This window comes from Sorangium sp. So ce185, from assembly GCF_051526825.1.
In the GTDB taxonomy this organism is placed as follows: domain Bacteria; phylum Myxococcota_A; class Polyangia; order Polyangiales; family Polyangiaceae; genus Sorangium; species Sorangium cellulosum_D.
The window spans coordinates 3,880,734-3,903,930 of the sequence record NZ_CP150316.1 but is presented as its reverse complement, the minus strand read 5'-3'; the positions used below and the strand labels follow the sequence as shown (position 1 = coordinate 3,903,930).

Annotated in this window: 19 protein-coding genes; 8 read left to right on the top strand and 11 right to left on the bottom strand. The window is 72.7% G+C overall.

Translation table 11 applies throughout. The features are described 5' to 3' along the window. Window positions 1-68: 68 nt before the first annotated feature. From WMF26_RS14510 to WMF26_RS14500, 3 genes are read right to left on the bottom strand one after another with little or no spacing between them, the layout of a single operon-like run. A complete protein-coding gene (locus tag WMF26_RS14510; protein ID WP_438000816.1) occupies window positions 69-671 on the bottom strand; it encodes a hypothetical protein in 603 nt (200 codons plus the stop codon). Further along, window positions 671-1,567 carry a hypothetical protein gene (locus tag WMF26_RS14505; RefSeq protein ID WP_438000815.1) on the bottom strand — a complete coding sequence of 299 codons (897 nt, stop codon included), beginning with the start codon at window positions 1,565-1,567 and terminating at the stop codon, window positions 671-673. The genes WMF26_RS14510 and WMF26_RS14505 overlap by 1 nt, the downstream gene beginning before the upstream one ends. Further along, window positions 1,564-2,238: an RNA polymerase sigma factor gene (locus WMF26_RS14500; RefSeq protein ID WP_438000814.1), complete on the bottom strand. Its 675-nt coding sequence runs from the start codon at window positions 2,236-2,238 to the stop codon at window positions 1,564-1,566. The genes WMF26_RS14505 and WMF26_RS14500 overlap by 4 nt, the downstream gene beginning before the upstream one ends. 336 nt (window positions 2,239-2,574) lie before the next feature. Between WMF26_RS14500 and WMF26_RS14495 the strand changes: the two genes are divergently transcribed. From WMF26_RS14495 to WMF26_RS14485, 3 genes are all read left to right on the top strand, one after another. After that, a complete protein-coding gene (locus WMF26_RS14495; RefSeq protein ID WP_438000813.1) occupies window positions 2,575-3,579 on the top strand; it encodes a rhomboid family intramembrane serine protease in 1,005 nt (334 codons plus the stop codon). Window positions 3,580-3,672: 93 nt separating this feature from the next. Further along, a complete protein-coding gene (locus WMF26_RS14490; RefSeq protein ID WP_438000812.1) occupies window positions 3,673-4,377 on the top strand; it encodes a PA14 domain-containing protein in 705 nt (234 codons plus the stop codon). Window positions 4,378-4,488: 111 nt separating this feature from the next. Further along, the gene (locus WMF26_RS14485; protein WP_438000811.1) at window positions 4,489-5,790 is read left to right on the top strand and encodes a GTP-binding protein; all 1,302 of its coding nucleotides are present in this window, start codon (window positions 4,489-4,491) and stop codon (window positions 5,788-5,790) included. Between the two features lie 33 nt (window positions 5,791-5,823). Here the strand turns inward: WMF26_RS14485 and rodA are convergent, their stop codons facing one another. The 8 genes from rodA to WMF26_RS14445 form a co-directional block, all read right to left on the bottom strand. Further along, window positions 5,824-6,960 (bottom strand): rod shape-determining protein RodA, encoded by a 1,137-nt coding sequence (rodA, locus tag WMF26_RS14480; RefSeq protein ID WP_061627670.1) that lies wholly within the window; start codon window positions 6,958-6,960, stop codon window positions 5,824-5,826. Continuing rightward, window positions 6,957-8,912 carry a penicillin-binding protein 2 gene (gene mrdA / locus WMF26_RS14475; RefSeq protein ID WP_437337621.1) on the bottom strand — a complete coding sequence of 652 codons (1,956 nt, stop codon included), beginning with the start codon at window positions 8,910-8,912 and terminating at the stop codon, window positions 6,957-6,959. The genes rodA and mrdA overlap by 4 nt, the downstream gene beginning before the upstream one ends. After that, entirely contained in the window at window positions 8,909-9,433 is a 525-nt protein-coding gene (locus WMF26_RS14470) for a hypothetical protein (protein WP_020734874.1), read from the bottom strand. Before WMF26_RS14470 ends, mrdA begins: the two co-directional genes overlap by 4 nt. Before the next feature lie 4 nt (window positions 9,434-9,437). Next, complete coding sequence (gene mreC / locus WMF26_RS14465) at window positions 9,438-10,295, bottom strand: rod shape-determining protein MreC (protein WP_148313566.1); 858 nt, start codon at window positions 10,293-10,295, stop codon at window positions 9,438-9,440. 140 nt (window positions 10,296-10,435) lie between these two features. Beyond that, window positions 10,436-11,470 (bottom strand): rod shape-determining protein, encoded by a 1,035-nt coding sequence (locus WMF26_RS14460; protein ID WP_020734872.1) that lies wholly within the window; start codon window positions 11,468-11,470, stop codon window positions 10,436-10,438. A 119-nt stretch (window positions 11,471-11,589) separates the two neighbouring features. After that, complete coding sequence (rpmG, locus tag WMF26_RS14455) at window positions 11,590-11,751, bottom strand: 50S ribosomal protein L33 (RefSeq protein WP_012235039.1); 162 nt, start codon at window positions 11,749-11,751, stop codon at window positions 11,590-11,592. 193 nt (window positions 11,752-11,944) lie between these two features. Then, the gene (locus tag WMF26_RS14450; protein WP_438000810.1) at window positions 11,945-12,871 is read right to left on the bottom strand and encodes an RNA recognition motif domain-containing protein; all 927 of its coding nucleotides are present in this window, start codon (window positions 12,869-12,871) and stop codon (window positions 11,945-11,947) included. Window positions 12,872-13,403: 532 nt separating this feature from the next. Continuing rightward, a complete protein-coding gene (locus tag WMF26_RS14445; RefSeq protein WP_438000809.1) occupies window positions 13,404-14,372 on the bottom strand; it encodes a prolipoprotein diacylglyceryl transferase in 969 nt (322 codons plus the stop codon). 316 nt (window positions 14,373-14,688) lie between these two features. Between WMF26_RS14445 and WMF26_RS14440 the strand changes: the two genes are divergently transcribed. From WMF26_RS14440 to carB, 5 genes are all read left to right on the top strand, one after another. Then, window positions 14,689-15,237 (top strand): MogA/MoaB family molybdenum cofactor biosynthesis protein, encoded by a 549-nt coding sequence (locus tag WMF26_RS14440; protein ID WP_437337618.1) that lies wholly within the window; start codon window positions 14,689-14,691, stop codon window positions 15,235-15,237. After that, window positions 15,234-16,451 (top strand): molybdopterin molybdotransferase MoeA, encoded by a 1,218-nt coding sequence (locus WMF26_RS14435; protein ID WP_438000808.1) that lies wholly within the window; start codon window positions 15,234-15,236, stop codon window positions 16,449-16,451. Before WMF26_RS14440 ends, WMF26_RS14435 begins: the two co-directional genes overlap by 4 nt. Window positions 16,452-16,636: 185 nt before the next feature. After that, window positions 16,637-18,355 (top strand): carbamoyltransferase family protein, encoded by a 1,719-nt coding sequence (locus tag WMF26_RS14430; protein WP_437946772.1) that lies wholly within the window; start codon window positions 16,637-16,639, stop codon window positions 18,353-18,355. Window positions 18,356-18,709: 354 nt separating this feature from the next. Further along, complete coding sequence (gene carA, locus WMF26_RS14425) at window positions 18,710-19,876, top strand: glutamine-hydrolyzing carbamoyl-phosphate synthase small subunit (protein ID WP_437946771.1); 1,167 nt, start codon at window positions 18,710-18,712, stop codon at window positions 19,874-19,876. A gap of 3 nt (window positions 19,877-19,879) precedes the next feature. After that, entirely contained in the window at window positions 19,880-23,152 is a 3,273-nt protein-coding gene (gene carB / locus WMF26_RS14420; protein WP_438000807.1) for a carbamoyl-phosphate synthase (glutamine-hydrolyzing) large subunit, read from the top strand. Window positions 23,153-23,197: the final 45 nt, after the last annotated feature.

Genomic DNA, 23,197 nt, shown 5'->3' with positions numbered 1-23,197 from the left:
CCCCCTCCGGTCGAGTCTAACGAGGAACGCTCGCCCGTCGCAATTGGAGACCACGGCGGTCGCGCGCTTCAGCGCGGGTTTTCCTGGGCGCCCTTCAGGGCCTCGGTGATAACGTGATCCTGGATCGAGATCGCCCGCTCCAGCAGGCCGACCGCCCGCGCGCGGGCCTGCGCCGCCGCCTCGCGCTCCCCCTTCTCGTCGAGCGCCTTCGCGCGGCGCTCCTCGACCACGCCCGCGACCTCGTAGAGGTGGCCCTCGTAATGAGAGGGCGCCGGCGCCAGCTTGAGGCCCGCGTCGACGTCGCGCGCCGCGCCGTCGAAGTCGCCGGCCTCGCTCCGGAGCTCCGCCAGCCGGGCGTAGGTGTCCGCGGTCACCTCGGCGACCTCCGGCGGCGCGCCGGGCGGCCGCGGCGCGGCGATGATCCCCTCGAGGGCGCGGATCGCGGCGGCGCGATCGCCCGCGCCGAGCGACACGTCGGCGGCGTGGTGCGCCGCGCGCGCCCTGGAGAGGAAGGCGAGGAGCGTGGGATCGACGATCTGCGCCGGGGCGCACGCGCACGCCGGATCGCCCGGGGCCGCGCCGGCACGCGCCGGGTCGTCGTCTCGGGCGCACCCGAGGTGCGCCGCCGTGAGGAGCCCCAGGCAGGCGGCGGCAAGGCGCGCGCTCCGCATCAGCGCACCCCCCACGCCGCATAGCGGTTCTGGCGCAGATCCGACGCGCGCGCGGCGGCGATGCGATCGATCCGCTCGGTCTGGCCGCCCTCCCTCGGGAACGGCGCGGCCGGATCGAAGAGCGCGGCGGTCGATCGCGCCTCGATGAGCGGGAGCCGAGGCGCGGCCGCCCCGACCGGCGCGGCCGCCGCCCCGGGCGCGCGCGCCACCGAGGCGCGCTCTTCCCGGAGCTGGCCGAAGATCAGCGCCGCGGCGGCAGCCGCCGCGGCGAGGGTCGAGAGCGCCGCCATCGTGACCGGCGCGATGCGCCGGGCGCGAGGCGCGGGCGCGGGCGCGGCGCGGAGGGCTGCCTCGACGAGCACGCGGTTCCGGAGCTCCGCGAGGGGCGCCGGGCGCCACGCGGCCCGGAGCGCGACGGCGAGCTCCGCGAGCTCGTCTTGCTCGCCGGGCGAGGCGAGCTCGCGGGAGCTGCCGCCCCGCTCGATGCCGGCGCCGCCGGCGGCGCCTGGATCGAGCGCCTCGCGCAGGCGCTCCGCGGCGCGCAGCTCGGCCTTGGTCGGCGGCGCGCCCTCGTCGCCGAGCGCGCGCGCGAGCAGCGCCTCGTGGTCCGCCCGGTCGAGCCCGACGGGCCGGGCCGCGGCCCGGAGGGCCGCCGCGAGCGGGACCTCGCCGCGATCGAGCGCCTCCGCGAGATCGCGCGCGGCGCGCAGCTCGTCCTCGGACGCGGGCGCGAGCGGCTCCGCCTCGGGCGCGAGCGGCTCCGCCTCGGGCGCGCGCGGCGCCGCCTCGGGCGCGACGAGCGCGAGCCGACGGCCGCGATCCGGGCCGCCGCGGCGCTCGGCGGGCCCGTCTCCGCTCGGCGGGGGGCGCGGATCCGAGGGCAGCCGCGGCTTCATCGCACCCCTTCCTTGAGCTCCGCGCGCGGCGCGGCAACCCCCGCGGCGAGCGCCTTCTTCAGCGCGGTCATGGCGCGGTGCAGGACGACGTCGAACGTCGCCACGCTGACGCCGAGCGCGAGGGCCACCTCGTCGCGGGGCCGCTCCTCGAGCACCCGGAGCCGGATCGCCTCGGCGTAGCGCGGGTTGAGGCGCCCGAGCGCGTCCTCGACCCGCGCCCGCGCGTCGGCGAGGTCGCGCTTCTCGCAGAGCTCGACCTCGCCGCGGGCGGTGAGATCCGTCTCGGCGGCGTCGATCTCGCGCTGCAGATCCTCCGGCTCGAAGAGCGCCTCGCGGCGGCGCGCGCGGAGCATGTCGAGCGCGATGCGCAGCGCGATCACGCGGAGCCACGGGTAGATGCCGCAGCTCTGCCACTGGAACTGGGAGAACCGCTCGACCACGCGCGCGTACGTCTCGGCCAGAGCGTCCTGCGCGGCCGCGTCGGAGCCGAGGCGGGGCAGCAGCACCGCGCGGTAGAGCGAGGGGCCGTACTTGCGGAGCAGCTGGCCGAGCGCGGCGCGATCGCCCTGCGCCGCGCGCTCGCACTGCAGGCGCTCCGCCTCGAGATCGGGCCTCGCTGCTGCCGCCGCGGTCACGACGGCGACGATACCCGGACGTGGAGCGGTCCGCACCGGTGTCCACCTTGCGCCCGCGGCGGGACGGAGCGCCCCCCGCCCGAGGAGGAGCGCGGGCGCGCCGCCGGGCCGGCTCCCCGCGCCGCCGCGCGGGCGCCACGCGGCGGCGGGGGCCGAGCGCGGGAGGGGTGCCGCATTCACACCTCGACAACGGCCCAAAGGCGTGGACCTTACGGCCCGAAGACTCCACATTGTGCCGGCCTCGGCACGGCGCGCCCGACCGTGCCGGCCTCGGCGCGGAGCGTCCGCCGTGAAAGGAGCCCTCGTGACCCTCGATACAACGTTCAGGTCTCGCGCACGCCTCCGGGTCGGGCGGCGGGTCGGGACCGGCCTGTGACGGCGGGGCCGTCCGGCGAGCGGCGGCGCTCGCTCCACTGCGCGCGCTGCGGCGCCCTCAACGGCAGCGACTTCAGCCGCTGCATCCGCTGCGGCGCGCCGCTGCTCGCGCCCGCCGTCCACGCCCCGCCGGCGCGGGGGCTCCTCGACGGGCGGGGCCTGCTGGCGACCAAGATCCTCGGCGCGCTCACGTCGTTCGTGTTCGTCGGGCAGCTCGTCGCCGCGCATTCCCGGGATCTCGGCCTGCTCTCGGCGTGGGACAGGTCGAACTACGTCCGCTTCGGCGCGCTCCTCATCGAGCCCGGCGCCCCGTTCGAGCCGTTCCGCCTGCTCTCCGCGGTGTTCGTCCACATGGGCGTCCTCCACTTCGGCATGAACATGATGACGCTCGTCATGCTCGCCCGCGCCGCGGAGCCCGCCGTCGGCTCGGCGCGGTTCGCGATCGCCTACGTGCTCACGGGCCTGGTCGGCTTCGCCGCGAGCGCAGCCTGGAACGTCTTCGTGCAGCCCGAGGTCGTGTGCACGGCGGGCGCGAGCGGCGCGGTGTTCGGCGTGATGGGGCTCCTGCTCGGCTGGCTGCTCCGCCGCCGCGACCCGCGCTGGAAGGACCTCGCGCTCCAGGCCGTGTTCTACATCGTCCTCTTCGGCTTCGTCGTGAACGCGTCGAACACGGGCATCCGCATCAACAACGCGGCGCACATCGGGGGCCTGGTCAGCGGCGCGCTGCTCGGGCTGAGCTACGCGGGCCCGGCGCGGCGGAGGCTCGAGGGCGTGATGAACGCCGGCGCGCTCGCCGGCGTGCTCGCCTGCCTCGCCGCGCTCGGGCTCGCCCAGCGCTCGCCGCTCTGGCGCGCCGCGGCGTCGATCGACGGGCTCTCGCGGCTCGAGGCGCCAGGGCGCGAGGAGCGCGACGCGCCCGGGGGGCCGCCGCGGGGAGCGCTCCGGGCCCCGCGACCGCAGCCCGCGGGGTCGCCCGCGCCGGGCGCCCCTGACGACGCGTGACGCTGATTGCCGCGCCCTGCCCGAACGTCTAAGCGCCATCGTCGCATTCACGTGGGGGCGGGCGCGACCGTCCGTTCCCTCTCAGGAGACGTCATGGTCCGAACCTCATCGCGCATCGCCTCGTGCGTGCTCGCCGCGTCCCTCCTCTGCGGCTGCCATGTCACCATCCAGAGCGGCAGCAAGCCGGCAGAGACGTCGCCGCCGCCCCCCCCTCCCCCCGCCAAGACGGCCTCCCGGTCGCGCAAGCCGGCCAAGCCCGATCCGGAGCCGGCGCGCCGCAAGACCGCGAAGTGGCGCCTGCCCACGCAGGGCGCCCCGCGCATCACCGCCCCGATCGCGTTCGGCAACGGCGAGGGCGGCGCCTTCCGGGGGCTCGCGTACGTGATCCCCGAGAAGAGCCAGAAGCTCCCGAGCTTCGACGGGCTCGTGCCGTTCGCGGTCCTGTACACCGACAAGTTCGAGGTGAAGTCGCAGGACTTCTCCGGCGGCTTCCCGGGCGCGCTCGCGCAGAACGAGTGGTTCGCGATCCGCTTCGAGGGCGAGTTCAAGGTGCCCGAGGAGGGCCTGTACCAGCTCCGGCTCACCTCGGACGACGGCGCCATCCTCTACATCGACGACAAGCGCGCGCTCGCCAACGACGGGGTCCACAGCGCGAAGACCGCGGACGGCGAGGCGCGGCTCGCCGAGGGGACGCACCGGCTGCGGCTCGACTACTTCCAGGCGCAGCGGGGCCAGGTCGCGCTCATGCTGCAGATCGGCCAGAAGGACAAGCTCGAGCCGCTCGTCGGGGTCCGATGACGCGGGGCCGCGCCGGCCGGCCAGCCGGGGCCCGGCCAGGGCCGCCCTGACGCGCGCCCGCGCACGCCCCGGCGCCCCCGATCCCCTTTTCGTGTATCGTCGCCGCCGCCCATGGCGTCGGTGAACCCACTGTCGCGCGAGCTGGTCTTCAAGATCGTCTATTACGGGCCCGGCCTGGGCGGCAAGACGACCACCCTGGAGTACCTGCACGCCACGGCGAAGCCCGAGTACCGCGGCAAGCTCGTCTCGCTCGCGACGCCGGTCGACCGGACGCTCTACTTCGACTTCCTGCCGGTCCGGCTCCCGCAGCTGCGCGGGATGAACGTGCGGCTCCAGCTCTTCACGGTGCCCGGGCAGGTCTACTTCAACGCGACCCGGAAGCTGGTGCTCACGGGCGCCGACGGCATCGTGTTCGTCAGCGACTCGCAGGCCGTCCGCGCCGACGCGAACGTGGAGAGCCTCGAGAACCTGCGCGAGAACCTGGCCGAGCAGGGGCGGGAGCTGCAGCATGTCCCGCTCGTCTTCCAGCACAACAAGCGCGATCTGCCGGACCTCCTCCCCCTGGAGGAGCTCGACGCGATGTTGAACCCGTTCCGCGCCGCCTCGCTGGCCACCTCGGCGAAGACGGGGCTCGGGCTCTACGAGGGGCTCGAGGAGATCAGCGCCACGGTGCTGCGCGCCTTCGAGAGCCGCCTGCCCGACGCGATGGGGAGCGGGCTCGGCGGGTTCGACGCGATCGAGGGCGGGCTCGTCACCGCCCTGCGCGACGCGTCGCCGCCGCCGTCGGCGCCGCTCGACGCGGTGATCTCGCGGCTCGCTCCGCCCAGCAGGCCGTGGTCGACGATGCCCCCGAACTCGACGATCGGCGACCCGAGCGAGGGCGAGGCCGCCCCCGGCGCGGCCGCCCCGCCGAGCGCCGGCGCCGCGCCGCGCAGCGCCGGCGTCAGGGATCCGGTGAGCCGCGGGATCCCGTCGTCGCTGCGGCTCGCCGCCCGGAGGCTCGCCGCGTCGGCGGAGGCCCCGGCGACGGCCCGCGCGGACGGGCCGTCCGCGGCGACGAGGCACCTCGCCCAGCCGGGCCTCTCGTTCGTCGCGCTGTGGCCGACCGCCGAGCGCGAGGCGGTCGCGGAGGTCGAGGCGGCGATCGCCGCCGAGCGGTACGCCGTGGCGCTCGAGCGCTGCGGGGCGCTCGTCGCGGGGATCCTCGCCAAGGCGGCGGAGCTCGCGGGCGCGACCGACGCGCCGCGCGACCCGGCGGCGGTGCCGGCGCTGCTCGGCCTCGACGGGCGCCGCTACCTCGGCTTCCGCGCCGCGCTGCGGAGGGCGCAGACCGGCGGTGAGGTCACCGAGCGCGACGCGCTCAAGGCGTTCGCGTTCGTGATCGAGGCGCGGCTCGCGGAGAGCGCGATCTGACGCGGCGGCGGCGCGCGGGCGGCCCCGCCGCCGTCACAGCCGATCGAGCGAGGCGACGCCGGAGTAGCGGCGCATCGACACGCTCATGAGCAGCGCGATCGCGACCATGACCGTGGTCACGCTCGAGCCGCCGTACGAGAACAGGGGCAGCGTGACGCCGACGACCGGCAGCACGCCCGACGTCATGCCGAGGTTGATCACCGCGTGCCAGAAGATGATCGCCGCGCAGCCGACGCCGAGCACCGCGCCGAACCGATCCTTCGCCATCGACGCGATGCGGATCCCCCACACGACCAGGAACGCGTAGAGGCACACGAGCACCACGCACCCGACGAACCCCCACTCCTCGGCGAAGACCGGGAACGGGAAGTCGGTGAACTGATCCGGCAGGAAGAGGAACTGGTTCTGGGTGCCCCGGAGGTACCCGTTGCCGAACAGCCCGCCGTTGCCGATCGCGACCCGCGAGTGGTGGGCGTGCCAGCCGCGGTGCAGGAGGTCCTCCTCGGGGTGGAGGAACACGAGGACGCGCGCGCGCTGGTAGTCGAGCAGCACGTACTCCCAGACGATCGGCACCGCCACGAGGATGGACACGACGAACAGCGCGGCGCTCCTCCACCGCACGCGCGTGACCGCCGCGATCGTCAGGAAGACGAACACGAGGATGAGCGCCGTCCCGAGATCGGGCTGCTTCAGCACGAGCAGCGCCGGGACCGCGGTCAGCGCCGCCGGGATCGCCAGATCGCGCAGGGTGCGGCCCTCGTTGCGCGGGTCGTCGTGCAGGAACTTCGCCAGCGCGATGACCAGGAACACCTTCATGAACTCGCTGGGCTGGAAGCGGAACGCGCCGAACTCGATCCACCGCGCGGAGCCGCGCACGTCGCGCGCGAGCACGAAGACGAGCGCCAGCGAGAAGACGCCGAACGTGTAGAGCACGTAGCCGAGGCGCTCCAGGTGCCGGTAGTCGATCGCGATCAGGACGCCGCCGATGATGCCGCCCATGAACAGCCAGTAGACCTGGCTGATGTAGAGCTCCGCGCGCGCCCCGGAGTAGACGCTCGTGGCGCTGTAGAGGTTGACGACGCCCAGCACCGCGATGGAGACCGCGGCGATGAACAGCGGCCAGTCGAAGTGGTCGCGATCGCGAGAGGAGAGAGAGTCGCCCCGGATCATGGCGTGCGCCCCGACGCGGCGGGCGCGCGGCCCGCGCTGCTCTTGCCCGCGCGCGGCCCCTCGTTCGGGCCGCCGCGCCGCTCCTTCGCGAGCTCCTGGTAGGCGCGGACGACCTCGAAGGCGACCGGCGCCGCGTGCTTGCCGCCGGTGCCGCCGTGCTCGACCAGCACGACCACGGCCACCTCGGGCGCGCGCGCCGGCGCGTAGCCGGCGAACCAGGCGTGCTCGCGGTTGAAATACCAGACCCGCTCGGCCTCGACGCCGCGCGTGAGCCGGTGCGAGACCTGCGCGGTCCCGGTCTTGCCCGCCATCTCGACGCCGGCGACGCGCGCCTTGAAGGCCGTACCGCCCTCCTCGTTCACGCCGGCGACCATCGCCCGGTGCACGAGGGTGAGGTTCTCCGGCCGGATGTCGATCTGGCGGCGCACGCGCGGCGTGAACTCCTGCACGACCGTGCCGGCGCTCGTCTCGACGGCCCGCACGATCTGCGGCTGGTAGAGCGTGCCGCCGTTCGCGAGCGCCGCGTACGCGAGCGCGAGCTGGAGCACGGTCACCGTCGTCGCGCCCTGGCCGATCGCCGCGTTCAGGCCGAAGCCGAGGCGGAACTGGCCCTTGTTCCGGAGCGTCATCCACGCCCGGGTCGGCATCCTGCCGCCCGCCTCGGCGTTGATGCCGAGCCCCGTCCGCGCGCCGAGCCCGTAGCGCTGGCCCATCTCGGCGATGACGTCCATGCCGACGCCGTACTCCGCCGCGAGCTTGTAGAAGTAGACGTTGCACGACTCGGCGATCGCCTTCTGCATCGCGACGGGCCCGTGCACGTGCGTGCACCGGAAGGTGCGCTTGCCGAACGTCAGCGCGCCCCGGCACCGCGTGGACTGCCGAGGATCGATGAGCCCCTTCTCGAGCGCCGCCAGCGCGGTGAACGGCTTGAAGGTGGAGCCGGGCGGGTACGCGCCGGAGAGCGTCTTGTCGAGAGCGGGCTTCAGCGGATCCGAGTAGAGCCGCCGGAAGGCGTCGCGGATGACCTGCTTGCCCGAGCCGCCCGAGAGCGCGTTCGGGTTGTAGCCGGGCTTCGAGTAGAGCCCGAGGATCCTCCCGGTGCGCACGTCGACGACCGCGACGCCGCCGGCGAGCTCCCCGCGCATCGCCTTGTCGATCGCCTTCTGGATGTCGGCGTCGAGCGTCAGCCGGAGGTCGCGCCCGGGGATCGGGTCGACCCGCCGCGGCTCCTCGATGATCCCGTCGCCGCCCGTCCGGCGCCGCCCCTTCGCGTCGACGAGCACCTTCTCCCAGCCGCGCGTGCCGCGGAGGTAGCTCTCCCAGGCGCGCTCGATCCCGGTGACGCCGATGCGGTCGCCCTCGATGTAGCCGACGCTCCGGAGCGACGCGAGCCGCTCGGCGTCCACCTCGGCCATGTAGCCGAGCACGTGCGAGCCGACCTCCTCGTAGGGGTAGTAGCGCACCGGGACCGGCACCACGTCGACCCCTGGCAGCTCGGCGTCGTGCGTGGCCAGCGTCGCCACGGCGTCGCGCGAGATGTCCTCCTTCAGCAGGATCTGCTGGTTCTTGCGCGGGCCGTCGTCGGCGCGGATCGAGGTGATGAGCGCCTCGAGCCGCGCCCGCTCCTCGATGCCGACGCCGAGGTACTCGACGAGCTTCGGCCAGGTCGTCTCCATGTCGAGGCGCCGCGGGACGACGTACACGTTGTACGAGGGCCGGCTCGCCGCGAGCACCTTGCCGTTCTTGTCGCGGATGATGCCGCGCGTGGTCGCGAGCGTCACCCGCCGCACGATGTTCTCGCGGGCGATCGCCTTGTTCTCGTCGGCCTCGAGGATCTGGAGGTAGAAGAGGCGGCTGACGAGCACCATGAAGCCGACGACCATGCCGAGCGCGATCCACCGGAAGCGCCGGCGGAACTCGCTCACGTCGGAGCGCTGGACGAGGAGGCTCACCGCGGGCTCTCCCCCGGCCGCGGGACGTTGATCGTCGCCTGGTGCACGCGCTCGGCCAGCCGGAAGACGAACGGCGCGAAGAGCGCGGTCGAGACCGCGTGCGGCGCGACGAGCAAGGCGAGCGCGCGGGGGCGCGCCGCGTCGCCCCCGAAGATGGCGGTGAGGATCACGATGAGCACCCCCTCGACGAGCCCGAAGACGAAGGCCAGCGCGATCTTCGTGAGCAGCGTCTGCGCGGCGAGCCGCACGCCGGCCGCCCGCGACACGACGAAGGTCGCCACGGTGATGAAGGTGAACAGGCCGACGGGCGCGCCGGTGAAGAGATCGAGCAGGTAGCCGAGCAAGAACGCGAGCGCCGCGCCGCGCGCGATCGAGTACTCGTGCACCCCCATGAACACGACGAGCGGCAGGAGCAGGCTCGGCGTGGAGCCCGGGATGTTCAGCTTGCCGATGAGCCGGAAGAGGTTCGACTGAACGATCAGCAGGGCGGCCCCCATCGCCAGGAACGCGGAGTTTCTCATCGCGTCACCTCCGCTGCGCCTGCGGCGGCGCCTCCTCCGGAGGCGTCGTCGTCACGATGAGCACCTCCTCCAGCCGGGAGAAATCGACGGCCGGGGCGACGTAGACCTGCTGGTAGATGCCGAAATCGCGGCGGATCACCTGCGTGACGGTCCCGACCGGGATCCCCTTCGGGAAGCGCCGGCCGACGCCGCTCGTCACGAGGAGATCGCCGACCTCGATCTCGTCGGTGCGCTGCACGTACTCCACGCTGCAGGAGTACTTGCTCTCGTCGCCCGTGCCGCGGACGAAGCCGCGCGCGCCGGTGCGCTCGACGACCACGTCGACGCCGCTGCCGCCGTCGACGACGAGCCGCACGTCGACGGTGTCGCCGGCGCTCTTCAGCGTCGTGCCGACCACGCCGTCCGCCGAGAGGACCGGCAGGTTCGAGCCGATGTCCCGCGCCTCGCGATCGAGCGTGACCCGCACCACGCGGAAGAAATCGTTGGTGCTCTTGCCGACGACCTGGGCGCTCACGACGTCGGTGCGGAGGCTCTGGCGCAGATCGAGCAGCCGGCGCAGGCGCCGGTTCTCCTCCTCGAGCGCCTCGAGCTTCCGCACCCGCTCGCGGAGGCGGGCGATCTGCGAGGCCTGCCTGGCGTTGTCCTCCTTGACGTCGACCAGGTAGATGTAGTCGCCCCAGAGGTTCGAGATGCCGCGCGCCAGGGTCGCGGCCGCGTACTGGATCGGCGCCGCGATGCTGATGATGATCCGGTCGGCCCCCGTGTTCTGCTTGGGGTCGCGCATGCTGGCGCGCAGGAACCAGAACGGCACCGCGAGCGCCAGCAGCACGATCACGAAGTCGCGGTAGCGTTTCAGGTTCACCGTGGCTCCCGGACCCAGGTAGTACGGGGCGCCCCGCGAGGCCACCCCTGTCGTCGCCGCGCGCGGCGCGCGCCGCCTCGGGGCGCGCGCCGCAAGAGAGCCCCGCCGGCAAGCTCACGGGCGGGGCGTGAGACCAACCTTCAGCTGATCGTGACCTCTTTCAAGAGCTCGAGGTGATCCAGCGCCTTGCCGCTGCCGAGCACCACGGCGCTGATGGGGTCGTCGCACACCATCACGGGCAGCCCCGTCTCCTCGCGGAGGAGCACGTCGAGGTTCTTGAGGAGCGAGCCGCCGCCGGTGAGCACGATGCCCTTGTCGACGATGTCGGCGGCGAGCTCCGGCGGCGTGCGCTCCAGCGCGATGAGCACGGCGTCCACGATGGCGTTCGTCGGCTCGCTCAGCGAGTCGCGGATCTCGTCGGAGTTGACGACGACCGTCTTGGGGATGCCCGCGACCATGTCGCGCCCCTTGACCTCCATCGTCAGCTGCTGCTCGAGCGGGTACGCGTTGCCGATCGTGATCTTGATGCGCTCCGCGGTCTGCTCGCCGATGGCCATGTTGTACTTGCGCTTCATGTAGGCCATGATCGACTCGTCCATCTTGTCGCCGCCGACGCGCACGCTCTGCGAGTAGACGATGCCGGCGAGGGAGATGACGGCGACCTCGGTCGTGCCGCCGCCGATGTCGACGACCATGTTGCCGCTCGGCTCGGTGATCGGAAGCCCGGCGCCGATCGCCGCCGCCATCGGCTCCTCGATCAGGAAGACCTCGCGCGCGCCGGCGCCCTCGGCGCTCTCCTTCACCGCGCGCTTCTCGACCTCGGTGATGCCGAACGGGACGCAGATGATGATGCGCGGCTTGACCAGCGTGCGGCGGTTGTGAGCGCGCGCGATGAAATACCGGAGCATCGCCTCGGTGATCTCGAAGTCGGCGATGACGCCGTCGCGCAGCGGCCTCACCGCCTGGATGTTGCCGGGGGTGCGCCCGAGCATCTCCTTCGCCTCGCGGCCGACGGCGAGCACCTTCTTGCCGCCGCGAGCATCGCGCTGGACGGCGACCACCGAGGGCTCGCAGGACACGATCCCCTTGCCCTTCACGTAGATGAGGGTGGTGGCGGTGCCGAGGTCGATCGCGAGATCGTTCGAGAACAGGCCGTAGAGCCAGTCGAAGATCATCGCTTCGCCCTAACAATGAACAAGGTTAAGCCGAGCACCGCGAGGGCGCAGAGCCTGACCCGAGGCCCGCGTGCGCGGGCCCCGGCGGCAACGGCCAGCTGCGCAGCGTGCAGCCTGGCCTAGCCCTTCGAGATCTTGCCTTCTTTGTGCTCGGTGTGCTTGCGCTCGGTCGGGCAGAACTTCTTGATGACGAACTTGTCCGTCATCGTCCGCTTGTTCTTCGTCGTGTGGTAGTTCGCGCGGCCGCAGTTGCCGCACGTCAGCTTGATGATGTCGCGCATCGGAGGTCTCCGAAGACAGGGCCGACCTGTGTCACAGGCGGCCCTGGTTGAACCTAGGCACGGGCAGCACGGGGGCGCTGACACCGCAACCGGCAGGGCACCAGGGGGGCGTGAGCGGGGTCAGCGACGCCCGACCGCCCGTCTGGAGGGCGCCTACCCTACGGGAAACGGTGCAGTTGTCAACCGGGAGAGCTCATTCGTCGTCCCAGTCGTCCCCACTGCGGCCGCGATCCCAGTTCTTGTTGTTGGCGCGACGGCCGCCGCCGCCGCCGCCACCACCGCCACCGCCGCCGGGAGGGCCGTCGCCGTCGTGACCGCCGCGCCGCCGGCGATCGTCGAACGTCTTGCGCGCGGGCGGCGGAGGCCCGCCGCCGAAGCCGCCACCGCCGCCGCCGCCGCCGGCGAAGCCGCCGCCGCCGCCGCCGCCGAAGCCGCCACCACCGCCGCCGAAGCCGCCGCCGCCGCCGCCGAAGCCGCCGGGGCGCTCCTCGCGCGCGGGCCGCTCGCCCTTCGGGTGAGCGAGGTTGACGACGAGCCGCCGGCCGCGGACGTCCACGCCGCGCAGCGCATCGATCGCAGCGCGCGCCGCCTCGGCGCTGGCCATCGTCACGAAGCCGAACCCGCGCTTGCGACCGTCGGGATCCATGGGCAGGTGGACCCGCACCACCGGCCCCGCGCCCGTCGAGCCGATCAGCCCCTCAACCTCCTCGACGCTCGCGTCATAGGGGAGGTTGCCGACGTAGAGGGTCCGATCGGGCGCCGCGGCCGGGCCGCCGCCCATGCCGCCTGGACCACCGCCTGGGCCACCACCGGGACCGCCGCCGGGGCCGCCCATCGGGCGCCCCCCCTCGCGGCGCGGCGGCTCGGCCTGGAAGGGGCGGACCGAGATGGACTTGCCGCCCTGAAAGGACCCGTCGAGCGACTCGCGCGCGGCGTTGGCTTCGCCGGTCGTCGAGAGCGTGACGAAGCCGAACCCGCGCGGACGACCTGTCGCGCGATCTTTCGGAAGACTGACCTCGACGACGTTGCCGCCGGTGGCCTCGAAGAGCTGCCGCAAAACGTCTTCGGTGATGGAGTCGGGCAAGCCCGCCACGAACAACTTACGCGAATCTTCAGCCATTGTAGAAAAACCTGGGGTTGGCCCCTGCGTTCCCTCTTATTTGGTCCACTCGCTCCGTGATCGATGTCGATGATGCGGAGCCTTTCGCGAGCGCGCCTCGATCGACCCCCCCTTTCGGCGGAAGGGGCAACCGAGCTCAATCGAGCGAAGGTCGGCGGGCCGACCCTCTGGTGCAAACTCCACCCCACGATATCTAGCGCCCCAGGCGCGTCAAGGGACCCGCCACGGGCGAGCGAGCCAAAAGAAGCCCGTACGGAGCCGTCCTGACCCCCCCGGCGCGAAAGGCGCAGCGCCGGCGGACCTGGAAGGCGGCGCCGCCCGCGCTGTGTCCGAGGCAGGCGGCGCCGGCCGAGGCAGGCGGCGCCGGACCGCCGTCAGGAAGCGCAGCGCCCGGGAGCCGTCGAGTCCGGCGCCGGCCGGATCGCGAGGGCGTCGCGCGGCGCGGATCTGTCCGACACGACCCGAAGGCGGTGCGCAAGCCCCCGGAAATCCCGGGGATCCACGCGGGCGCCGCGCCGGCCCGCCCGGAGGATTACCGGCCCGCCCGAGCGCGGGAGGGGCGGGGCTCCTCAGCTTCATCGCCCTCGTCGTCGTCTTCGTCGTCGGACGCATCGTCGTCCGCGACGCGCGGGGCGCCGTCGAGCGGGCCCACCCCGGCGCTCGACGGCTCGCCGCGCGCCGCCATGCGCAGGAAATAAAGGCCCAGCGCGAGCAGACCGAAGCAGGCCCACTGCGCGGGGGTGAGCCCGCCGTAGCGCGGATCGCCGCCGACGAGCGTCCCCTCCCGCTCGCGCAGGAAGTCGAGGCCGAACCGCACCGGCGCATACGCGGTGCACATGACCCCGGTATAGAACCCGAGCGGGCGATGAGGGTTCCGGCGCCAGAGCACCGCGAACGCGATCGCGAGCGGGATCGTGAGCACGCACTCGTAGAGGCCGAGATCGAACCGGCCGACGACGCCGTTCCCGAGCGGGTACTTGACCGCGAACCACGCGTCGGAGAGGCGGCCCGGATGATCGTGGACCGATGCACAGCCGGCGCGCCCGAAGACCCACGCGAGCGGAAACGCGCTGTTGACCACCTCGCAGTAGGGCAGGATCCTCTCGCGGCGGTAAAAGCGCCACGAGGCGGCGCCGATCAGCGCGCCGGTGAAGCCGCCGAAGCTCGACAGGCCGTCCCAGAGCGCGAAGAGGTAGAGCGGGTCACGGGCGACGCGCTGCGGGTGGTAGAAGATCGCGTCGAAGACGTGCCCGCCGATGAAGCCGGCCGCCACGACCCAGAAGATGAACTCGCTCATCTTCTTCTCGTCCAGCTTCCGCTCGCGCGCGTGCCGCGTGGCGACCACGGCGCCGATGTAGACGCCGAGCGCCACCAGCGTGCCGAAGGGCTTGATCGAGGGCGGCTTCGCCGGATCGATCAGCTGGCCCACGAGCGGGATGTGCTCCAGGAACGAGAGCGGGATCTCGGGGAGCTCGATGTAAGGGATCAGAGGGCCGGACACGCCGCTCCCCTAGCGCAGCGGCGATGCGAAAGCCATCCAACGTCAACGACATCACGATGGCGCCGGGCGACGTCGCGCGCGCCCGCGGCCTTCGTGGCCGATGCCCGATGGGACGGCGGCCGGCGGCGCGCCCTCCGCCGGACGCGGGCGGACACGAGGCGCGACGAGGGCGGACACGAGGCGCGGCGCGGGCAGGCACGAGGCCCGAGCGCCGCCCGAGCCCGGGCGGCCGCCGCGTTCGCGGGGAGCCCCGCGACGATCGCGCCGGCGTCACCAAGAGGTCGCCATTCGCCGGCGAGAGGCGTAGATCTGCCGCATGAGCCGCTCCCCCGTGCGCGTCGCCACGCTGACGCTCAGTGACACCCGCACCCTCGAGGACGACGAGGGCGGACATCTCCTCGGCGAGCTCCTCAAGAACGCCGGCTTCACCGTGACGTCACACGCCGTCGTGCGCGAGGAGCCCGAGCTCCTGCGCGCGGCGATCGAGCAGATCGCGGGCGCGGGCTCCGCCGACGCGATCGTCACGACGGGCGGGACCGGGATCGCGCCGCGCGACAGGACCGTCGAGGCGCTCGCGCCGCTCTTCGAGAAGACGCTCGACGGCTTCGGCGAGGCGTTCCGGCGGCTGAGCTGGGACGCCATCGGGCCGAACGCGATCCTCTCGCGCGCCGCCGCGGGCGTCGTGCGCGGGCTCGTGGTGATCGCGCTGCCCGGCAGCCCGAAGGCGGTGGAGCTCGCCGTCACGCGGCTCATCGGCCCCGTGCTCGCGCACGCGGTCGCGCTCGCGTCCGGCAAGGGCGGCCACCACCACCGGCACGCGCAGCCGGCGAAGGACGGCGCGCGCGACGAGGAGCAGCGCGGATGATCCCCTTCGAAGAAGCGCTCGCGCGGCTGCTCTCGGCCGCGGTCCCGGTCGGCCCGGAGCGGGTGTCGCTCGACGACGCGGCCGGGCGCGTGCTCGCCGAGGACATCGCGGCGGCCGACGCGATGCCCGCCTTCGATTACAGCGCGATGGACGGCTACGCGGTCGCCTCGGCCGAGCTCGCGGGCAGCGGGCCCTGGACGCTCCCCGTGCGCGGCGAGAGCGCGGCCGGCCGCCCGCTGCCGACGCTCACGCCGGGCACCGCGTGCCGGATCTTCACCGGCGCGCGGCTGCCGCCCGGCTCCGACGCGATCGTGCCGCAGGAGGACGCGGCGCGGAGCGGCGACGAGATCACCCTGCGAGAGGCGCCGCGCGCCGGCGCCTGGGTGCGGCGCCGGGGCGCGGATCTCGCGGCGGGCGCCGTCGCGCTGCGGAGGGGCGCGCGCCTCACGCCGGGGAAGGTGGCGCTCGCGGCGGCGCTCGATCGCCCGAGCGTCCTCGTCGCGCGCCGCCCCGTGGTCACGGTGCTGTGCTCCGGCGACGAGCTGCGCGGGCCCGGCTCGCCCGGCCCCGCCGGCACCGTCGCGGAGTCGAACAGCTACTTCATCGCCGCGACCGCGCGCGCCGCGGGCGCCGCGGTCCGCATCGCGCCGTTCGTCCCCGACGACGCGGCCCGCGCCGCCGAGGCCGTATCCACGGCGCTGCGCGGCTCGGATCTCGTGGTGACCGTCGGGGGCGTGAGCGTCGGCGACCATGACGTGGTCCGCCCCGCCCTCGAGGCCGCGGGCGTGACGCTCGACTTCTGGCGCGTCGCCATCAAGCCGGGCAAGCCGCTCGCCGTGGGGCGCGCCGAGCTCTCGCGCGGCGGCGCCGTGCACGTGATCGGGCTGCCGGGCAACCCGGCCTCTGCCTCGCTCACGTTCGTCCTCTTCGGCGTGCCGCTCCTGCGCGCGCTCCAAGGAGACGCCGCGCCGTTGCCGCCGCGCGTGATCGTCCGCGCGGCCGGCGCGCTGCGGCGCCAGACCGGGCGCGCCGAGTTCCTCCGCGCGCGCCTCGAGATCTCGAGCGGCGAGCTCGTCGCGCGCATCGCCTCGAACCAGGCCTCGGGCGCGGTCACGAGCTTCGCGGAGGCCGAGGCGCTCGTCCTCGTGGCGGCCGATCGGGAGCGCATCGACGAGGGCGATCGCCTCGAGGCCATCCGCCTCGCCGAGATCTGACGGCGCGCCCTCCTGCGAACGCGCCTTCGCATGGCGCGCGGCGGCCGTCTTTGCCCCGCGCGCCCGCGCGCCGGGCGCGCCTTGACCCCAGCGCGCCCGCGCGCCGGGCGCGCCTTGACCCCAGCGCGCCCGCGCGCCGGGCGCGCCTTGACCCTCGCGCAGGGGCGCCGGAAGATGGCCGAAACATGCTCATCCTCGGGATCAACGCCTATCACGGCGACGCGTCGGCCGCGCTGCTCGTCGACGGACAGCTCGTCGCCGCGGCGGAGGAGGAGCGGTTCAGCAGGATCAAGCACTGCGCTGGCTTCCCGCGGCTCGCGGTCGAGTACTGCCTCGGCGCCGCCGGCGCGCGCGTCGAGGACATCGATCACATCGCGATCGGGCGCGACACGCGGGCGCACCTCGGCGACAAGCTCCTCTACGCGCTGACCCGGCGCTCGCCAGCGGGGCTCCTCAAGGGCGCGCTCGGCGCGAGCGCCCCGAAGGTGCACCTCGGCGCCGCGCTCGGCGTCGACCCGAAGCGCATCCGCGCCGAGTCGCACAACGTCGAGCACCACCGCGCGCACCTCGCCTCCGCGTTCTTCCCCTCGGGCTTCGACGAGGCGGCGGTCGTCTCGATCGACGGCTTCGGCGACTTCGTGAGCACGATGTGGGCGCGCGGCCGCGGCAACAAGCTGGAGATCCTCCGGCGCGTCGCCTTCCCCCACTCGCTCGGGCTGTTCTACTCGGCCATGACGCAGTACCTCGGCTTCCCCAAGTTCGGCGACGAGTACAAGGTCATGGGGCTGTCTGCCTACGGCCAGCCGGAGCTGCTCGACAAGCTCCGCCAGGTGGTGCGCGTCAAGGACGGGGCGTTCGAGCTCGGGCTCGAGTACTTCCAGCACCACACGAAGGGCATCTCCATGACGTGGGAGGGCGAGCCCCGCTACGGCACCATCCACGCCGAGCGCCTCGTCGAGCTGCTCGGCCCCGCGCGCAGCCCGAAGAGCGGGATGGAGGACCGCTTCAAGGCGGTCGCCGCCTCGACGCAGGCGGCGTTCGAGGAGGTCTACTTCGAGCTGCTCGCGACCGCGAAGCACCTCACCGGCTCACCGCGCCTCGCCCTCGCGGGCGGCTGCGCGTACAACAGCGTGGCCGCAGGGAAGATCCGGCCGAAGGGGCTGTTCGAGGACGTCTTCGTCCAGCCCGCGGCCGGCGACGCGGGCACGGCGCTCGGGGCGGCGCTCTACGTCCACCACCACAAGCTCGGCAACCCGCGCGCCTTCCACCAGACCCACAGCTACTTCGGCCCCGCGTTCTCGCAGGAGGCGATCGACGAGCTGCTCCGGAAGGAGCAGGTCGCGTTCGAGACGCTCCCCGACGAGGACCTGATCCCGCGCGTCGCCAGGGCGATCAGCGAGGGCAAGGTGGTCGGCTGGTTCCAGGGGCGGATGGAGTACGGCCCCCGCGCGCTCGGCAACCGCAGCATCCTCTGCGACCCGCGGCGGCCGGACGTGAAGGACCTCATGAACGAGCGGATCAAGCGCCGCGAGATGTTCCGCCCGTTCGCGCCGGCGCTCCCGCTCGAGCGCGTCGGCGACTACTTCGAGCAGACCTCGCCGGACCCGTTCATGGTCATGGTCTACAAGGTCAAGCCGGAGCGCCGCGACGAGATCCCCGCCGTGACCCACGTCGACGGCACGGGCCGCCCCCAGACGGTCACCGCCAAGGACAACCCGCGCTACCACGCGCTCCTCCTCGAGTTCGGCCGGCTGACCGGCACCCCGGTCCTCCTGAACACCTCGTTCAACGCGAGCGAGCCGATCGTTTGCACCCCCAAGGAGGCGCTCGATTGCTTCCTCCGGACGAAGATGGACGCGCTCGTCCTCGAGCAGGCCTACGTCGAGCGCGCGCAGACCCCCTAGCCGGAGCTGCACAGCCCGGCGGCCCGTCAAAAGCGCGCGGGAAGCGGCCGAGAAATCTCAGGCGAAAGTTCCTGGTTGACGTGGAGCGAGGGGACGGCAAATGGGCGTCCCCGGCATGTGGAAGAACGGGACGGCGGGCGCGATGCCCACCTCGACGGAATGCCGGAGCAGGCGGCTCCAGCGACCGGAGGTGCTTGGAAGCCCAGCCTCGATCATGATGCCGGCCCGCCGCGCAACGCGCGCGCGGACCGGGTACCCCACGGGCCTACGGCGCAGCACGCGCTCGCGGCCCCTCCTGCGTAAGGGTCCGCGCCGCGGCGGCCCAGGCGGTCAAAGAGGATGGATGCGAATCGGATGAAGCTCGTACTCGAAGACGGCACGACCATGACGGGCCGGTGCTTCGGCGCCCCGCGCGCGGTGAGCGGCGAGGTCGTCTTCAACACCGGCATGACGGGGTACGTCGAGACGCTCACGGATCCCTCGTACAAAGGGCAGATCCTGACGATCACGTACCCGCTCGTGGGCAGCTACGGCGTGCCCGCGCCGCGGCAGGCAGGCAGCGTCGACGGGCCCTACGAGGCCGACCGCATCCAGGTGCAGGGGCTCGTCGTCCAGAACTACATCGAGCGCTACAGCCACCACGCCGCGGTCCGCTCGCTCGGCGCCTGGCTCGCGAGCGAGGGCATCCCGGCGATCACCGGGATCGACACGCGCACGCTGACGCGGCGGCTCCGGGAGGTCGGCACCATGAAGGGCTGGCTGTTCCCGGCCGAGATGGACCTGGATCGGGTGAAGCGCTCGGCCGAGGCCGTGGACATGCGCGAGGAAGTGTTCCGCCTCGTGTCGCCCCGCGAGCCGATCACGTACGAGGGCGGCCCCCTGAAGGTGCTCCTCATCGACGCGGGCGCGAAGGACAACATCGTCCGCTCGCTCCTCCGGCGCGGGGTCACCGTCGTCCGCGCGCCCTTCCACGCGCCCATCGCCGAGCTCGCCGAGGCCGCCGACGGCGTCCTCATCGGCAACGGCCCCGGCGACCCGAAGGACCTCGGCCAGCTGGTCGCCGCGGTGCGCGGCCTGCTCGGGACGTACACGAAGCCGATCTTCGGCATCTGTCTCGGCAACCAGATCCTCGCGCTCGCCGCCGGCGGCGACACCTACAAGCTGCCGTACGGCCACCGCGGCGTGAACCAGCCGGTGCAGGACCTCCTGAGCCGCCGCTGCTACGTCACGAGCCAGAACCACGGCTACGCGGTGAAGCACGAGTCGCTCCCCGCCGAGTGGGAGCCCTGGTTCGTCAACATCAACGACGGCACGAACGAGGGCATCCGCTCGCGGCTGCGCCCGTTCTTCAGCGTCCAGTTCCACCCCGAGGCGACGCCCGGGCCCGAGGACGCCGGCTACCTCTTCGACGACTTCCTGCGCCTCTGCGGCGCGATGAAGGGGTCCGCCGATTCGCGACTCAAATCCGCAGGGACCGCTGGCGCGGATCCCCGCCCCACCTCCACCGCAGGAAGGAGCTGAGCCATGTACGGCGCCTATCTCCCCAAGAAACCCCGGCGCGTGCTCGTGCTCGGCTCCGGCGCGCTCCAGATCGGTCAGGCCGGCGAGTTCGACTACTCGGGGTCGCAGGCGATCAAGGCCCTCAAGGAAGAGGGGATCGCCACCGTCCTCGTGAACCCCAACATCGCCACCATCCAGACGAGCGAGGGGCTCGCCGACCGCATCCATCTCTGCGCGGTCACCCCGGAGTTCGTCGAGCGGATCATCGTCAAGGAGGAGGTCGACGCGATCGCCCTCTCCTTCGGCGGGCAGACCGCGCTCAACTGTGGGCTCGAGCTCCACGACGCCGGGATCCTCGACAAGTACGGCGTGCGGGTGCTCGGCACGCCGATCAAGGCCATCCGCGACACCGAGGACCGGCGGCTCTTCATCGACCGCCTCGACGAGATCGGCGTGAAGACGGCCCGGAGCCGCGCCTGCCGCACGGCGGCCGAGGCCATGGCCGCGGCGCGCGAGATCGGGTTCCCCGTGATGCTCCGCGGCGGCTACGCGCTCGGCGGCAAGGGCAGCGGCATCGTCGAGAGCGAGCGCGACCTCGACGACGCCGTGCGGCGCGGCTTCGCCGGCGGCGTGCCCCAGGTGCTCGTCGAGGAGTGCCTCCGCGGCTGGAAGGAGATCGAGTACGAGGTCGTCCGCGACGGCCGCGACAACTGCATCACCGTCTGCAACATGGAGAACCTCGATCCGATGGGGATCCATACCGGGGAGTCGATCGTCGTCGCCCCGTCGCAGACGCTGAACGACGAGGAGTACCAGCTCCTCCGCTCGGTCGCGCTGAAGACGATCCGCCACCTCGGCATCGTGGGCGAGTGCAACATCCAGTACGCGCTCGACCCGAACAAGGTCGATTACCGGGTCATCGAGGTGAACGCGCGCCTCTCCCGGTCGAGCGCGCTCGCCAGCAAGGCGACGGGCTACCCGCTCGCGTACGTCGCGGCGAAGATCGCCGTCGGCTACACGATGCCGGAGATCGCCAACGCGATCACCCGCAGGACGACCGCGTTCTTCGAGCCGGCGCTCGACTACCTCGTCTGCAAGGTCCCGCGCTGGGACCTCGGCAAGTTCCGCGGCGCCTCGATGCGGATCGGCAGCGAGATGAAGAGCGTCGGCGAGGTCATGGCCATCGGCAGGACGTTCCCCGAGGTCATCCAGAAGGCGCTCCGGATGCTCGACATCGGGGTGAAGGGGCTCGACCCCGACGCGTTCACCTTCCAGGACCTGCCCGACGCGCTGAAGAACGCGACGCCGCTCCGGATCTTCGCCGTCGCCCGCGCGCTGCAGGAGGGGATGTCGGTCGACGCGATCCACGATCTCACCAAGATCGACCGGTGGTTCCTGCACCAGATCGAGCCGATCGTGCGGATGCACCGGGACCTCAAGACGCTCCGGGTGCCCGTCCCGGCGCAGGCCGACAAGCCCGCGGCGGCGCAGGAGCCCGCGCTCGACGAGGCGACGCTCCGGGAGGCCAAGCAGCTCGGCTTCAGCGACCGGATGATCGGCACGCTGACGGGCGCGCCGCGGGGCTCGCTCCGGGAGCTCAGGAAGCGGCACGGGATCGTGCCGCACCTCGCGCAGATCGACACGCTCGCGGCCGAGTTCCCCGCCGAGACGAACTACCTCTATTCGAGCTACCACGCGTCGGCCACGGACGTCGCGCCGTCCTGGCGGAAGAAGATCATGGTGCTCGGGTCCGGCGCCTACCGCATCGGATCGAGCGTCGAGTTCGACTGGTGCTGCGTCAACGCGATCCGCGCGGCCTCGGAGCTCGGCTACGAGACCATGATGCTGAACTACAACCCGGAGACGGTCAGCACCGACTACGACACGTGCGACAAGCTGGTCTTCGACGAGATCAGCCTCGAGACGGTGCTCGACATCTACGAGCGGGAGCAGCCGTACGGCATCGTCGTCAGCATGGGCGGGCAGGTCCCGAACAACCTGGCGCTCCGGCTGCACCAGGCCGGGGCGCGCATCCTCGGCACGAGCGCGGGGAGCATCGACACGGCCGAGGACCGGAAGAAGTTCAGCGATCTGCTCGACCGGCTGGAGATCGATCAGCCGCGCTGGGCGCACGTCGTCGACGCGGCCCAGGCGGGCGAGATCGTGAACAAGCTCGGCGGTTTCCCGGTCCTCGTGCGCCCGAGCTACGTGCTGAGCGGCGCGGCCATGAGCGTGGCGCACGAGCCCAACGAGCTCGATCGCATCCTCGCCCGGGCCAAGGCGGTGTCCCCGGCCTACCCCGTGGTCGTCTCGAAGTTCGAGACCCACGCCCGCGAGGTGGAGATCGACGCGGTCGCCGACCGGGGGGAGATCGTCCTCTGGGCGATCAGCGAGCACGTCGAGAACGCCGGCGTCCACAGCGGCGACGCGACGCTCGTCTTGCCCCCGCAGTCGCTCTACATCGCGACGATCCGCAGGATCAAGCAGATCGCCCAGCAGGTGGCGCGGTCGCTCTCGATCACCGGGCCGTTCAACATGCAGTTCCTGGCCAAGCACAACACGGTGAAGGTCATCGAGTGCAACCTGCGCGCGTCGCGGAGCTTCCCGTTCGTGTCCAAGGTGACGGGGAACAACTTCGTCCGGGAGGCGATGCGCCGGATGCTCGGCGTGTCGCAGCCGGTCGAGAACCGCGGGCTCGATCTCGATTACGTCGGCGTGAAGGCGCCGATGTTCTCGTTCTCGCGCCTCGTGGGGGCCGACCCGATGCTCGGCGTGGAGATGGCGAGCACCGGCGAGGTCGGCTGCTTCGGGGACGACGTGCACGAAGCGCTGCTGCACGCGCTGCTCGCGACCGGGTTCCGGTTCCCGAAGAAGGGCGTCCTCCTGTCGCTCGGGCCGCTCGAGGACAAGTACTGGTTCGCGGACGAGGCGCGCATCATCGCCGAGCACCTGAAGCTGCCCATCTACGCGACCCCGGGCACGGCGGAGGCGCTCCGGGCGCTCGGGCTCGAGTGCACGAGCCTCGCGAAGCAGCCGGACGAGGGAGAGACGGCGATGAGCGCGATCGAGCAGGGGAAGGTGGATCTCGTGATCAACATCCCCCGCGAGTACGACCAGCTCGGGCGTCCGGACGGGTACCTGATCCGGCGGCGGGCGGTCGACGCGAACATCCCGCTCATCACCGATCTCCAGCTCGCGCGGGCGGTCATCGAGGCGATGCGCGCGAAGCGGATCGAGGACCTGCGGACGCTCGCCTACGACGAGTACATCGCGCGGAGCCCGGTGGCGCTGCGCTGAGGTGCAGGCCCGCGCGCCCTCGAAGGGGGGCGCGCGGGCGCCCCG